At 57.1% G+C, this 2,458-nt stretch carries 4 protein-coding genes and 1 pseudogene; all 5 read right to left on the minus strand.

Features of this window, described 5'->3' with window-relative positions; translation table 11 throughout:
* Positions 1 to 46: 46 nt before the first annotated feature.
* Positions 47 to 433: pseudogene (locus ACXAC4_RS26220) on the minus strand (hypothetical protein); the annotation flags it as partial.
* 21 nt (positions 434 to 454) lie between these two features.
* Positions 455 to 637, minus strand: a complete 183-nt coding sequence (locus ACXAC4_RS26225) for a DUF3081 family protein (protein WP_475167800.1) — start codon at positions 635 to 637, stop codon at positions 455 to 457.
* Positions 615 to 941, minus strand: coding sequence for a trehalose-6-phosphate synthase (locus tag ACXAC4_RS26230; protein WP_475167813.1), 327 nt, complete (start codon positions 939 to 941; stop codon positions 615 to 617). The genes ACXAC4_RS26225 and ACXAC4_RS26230 overlap by 23 nt, the downstream gene beginning before the upstream one ends.
* Positions 865 to 1,716, minus strand: a complete 852-nt coding sequence (locus tag ACXAC4_RS26235; RefSeq protein WP_475167803.1) for an alpha,alpha-trehalose-phosphate synthase (UDP-forming) — start codon at positions 1,714 to 1,716, stop codon at positions 865 to 867. Before ACXAC4_RS26235 ends, ACXAC4_RS26230 begins: the two co-directional genes overlap by 77 nt.
* Positions 1,717 to 1,727: 11 nt before the next feature.
* Entirely contained in the window at positions 1,728 to 2,384 is a 657-nt protein-coding gene (gene otsB, locus ACXAC4_RS26240; RefSeq protein ID WP_475167809.1) for a trehalose-phosphatase, read from the minus strand.
* Positions 2,385 to 2,458 lie beyond the last annotated feature (74 nt).

A 2,458-nucleotide genomic window follows, 5' to 3' on the forward strand; every position in this document is an offset into this window, starting at 1 on the left:
ACGTATTGCTAAAGGTTAACGACGGTTAGATTCACCTCGTACACAGCACCTTTTCACCGTCTTCATAAATGGTGATCACCCCACCCCATAGCTCTTTAGGAATTCCACGACGCATGCCCTCATCGATTTGTGTGCTAAACATTCTCGGGAACATGCCAGCAATGGTTGGTAACTCATACGCTTTAATATCAGCATCTTTCATATCCAGACCAATCAACCAGCGGTCAATGTCGAACTGACTGTCTTGCTTATAACCAACTAAAAATAGCGCAACTTCACCTTTAACAAAATCAGGTAGGTTAATACGCTCCTTTTCTAGGTTTCCACCTGAAACACTAGGAAAAGCTTTTCCTGTGACATCTTGGTTTGGGTATTGGGCTGCACACCCAGTTAATAGAACTAATACAAATATGAGTAAAAAATGTTTCATCAATTTAATGTTCCTTTTTTAGTTTTACTGAAACTGCTTAGCAATCACATCTAGCTTTTTCAAAAATTCTTCTTTTAATTTACTGTGCTCGTATTCAAGGTCGTATTTGTTATGAAACCCAAAACGGAGCACCCCGTTACCCTGCAAGTATATGGTGTAACCAGGTGCTGTGTAAGAGGTGAATCTAACCGTCGTTAACCTTAGCAATACGTAACTGAACGAAGTAGACGAAACATAAACAACGTATTGCTAAGGTTAAACCCTCCAGGAAAGTACCTCTGATCAGCACCTGGATAAAGCGGATCGGCGTCCAGTTCACCGTGGCGAACTGGCCATTGATGCGGCCCGCCAGATGTTCGGTTTCCTCGCGGATATCGCGATAGGCCTCGACCTCTTCGCGTGTTGGCGGCGCGATCTGCAAAAACGAGATGCATTCATGCAGATCGGGGTTGTTTTCCAGCAGCAGTTGAAAGGCGCGAAATCGGTGCGGGATGCCCTTGGAGTAATCCAGACGATCGACGCCGTATCATGATCTCGGACCCGGTCAGGCTGCGCATCCGATCCTCGACCTGCGCATGGCGGGCCTCTTCGATGAAGGCGGCGGTATCAATTGCGATGGGAAAGACACCGGCACGGGTTTCCTGCCCGTTCAGGCGATAGCCCCCTTCGGCCAGGGGTTCGATCCGGGCCAGTTGCCGCGCGCTTTCAACGAAATTCGACAGATCGCGTTCGGCCTGAAAGCCCAGCAGATCGTAATGCGACAGCCAGTCGAACATCTCATCCGGGTTGGGCAGCGTCGCCATATCCGACGGGCCGGGAAAGGGGATATGCAGGAAATGCCCGATCCGCGCCGTCACACCCCGGCTGCGCAATTCGGCGGCCAGCGGAAACAGGTGGTAATCCTGCACCCAGATGCGGTCGTCGGGGCGCAGATGCGGCACCAGCAGATCGGCGATGCGGGCATTGACGCGGCGATAACCCTCCAGTTCCTCGGGGTGGATATGCATCAGGTCGGGCCGGCCATGACAGACCGGCCACAGGACCGAATTGGAATAGCCCAGATAATAGGCCTCGTAATCGGTCGGCGTCAGATCGAACGAGGCGCGATCAAAGGGCGCGCCATCGTGAAAGACCAGCCGATCAGCCGGTTCCTCGGCCTGTTCGCCGGAAAAGCCGACCCACAGCCCGCCCGAGCTGCGCAGCGCATCCGCAAGCGCGACAACCAGCCCGCCCGACGGGTTGTCGCCCAAGGGCAATCGGTTCGAAACGGCAACCAATCTGGACATGTTCCCCCCTGTTACCTTGCCAGCCACTGCGCCAACGCCGCCGGATCCGGCAGGCGATGACGCGCGACACTGTCACCGTCGCCGATCTTGATGCCAAAGCCGCCGCGCGATTGCGCCGCCGCCATCGCGACCTCATCGGTCAGGTCGTCGCCGGCATAGACCGGCACCCGCCCCAGAAAGGGCTCGGACCCCAGCAGGCGCAGCAAGGCACGATCCTTGCCCGCATCCTTCGGGCGCAGTTCAAACGCCATCTTGGCAGGCTGGATCGCCAACATCGGATAGCCCGCCGCCAGTTCATCCATCGCAGCCTGCGCCCATTCTGCCAGATCGGGGCGCGCCCGGTAATGCAGCACCACGCCATGCGGCTTTGGTTCGATCAGCACGCCATCATGCGCCGCGGCGATGTCCTGCGCCTGCCGATGCAGCGCGGGGATATCGATGCCTTCGCCCGCGGGCGGTTGGATCGGCTGCCCCGGCAGGGCAAGCTCGGCCCCGTGGCTGCCGGCGATGGCCCCCGGAAACTCGGGCAGGTAACGGCGCAGATCATCGACATTGCGCCCTGATATCAACGCGACCGCCCCCTGCAACCGCCGATGCAGCTGCGCCAGCAGGTCGGGCAAGGCGTCGGGAACAGTGATCGGAATCCGGGGTCGGGGCAATTTCGACAAGGCAGCCGTCGAAATCAAGAAACAGGGCGGCATCTTCGGGCAGGTCAGGCGGGGTCATCGACTTCTTGCGGTTG

The organism is Pseudoalteromonas sp. AWM4_233, assembly GCF_056158285.1.

Excerpts from the sequence above, each read along its gene's own strand:
- ACXAC4_RS26235 (WP_475167803.1), bottom strand. The coding sequence starts at position 1,716 with ATGTCCAGATTGGTTGCCGTTTCGAACCGATTGCCCTTGGGCGACAAC.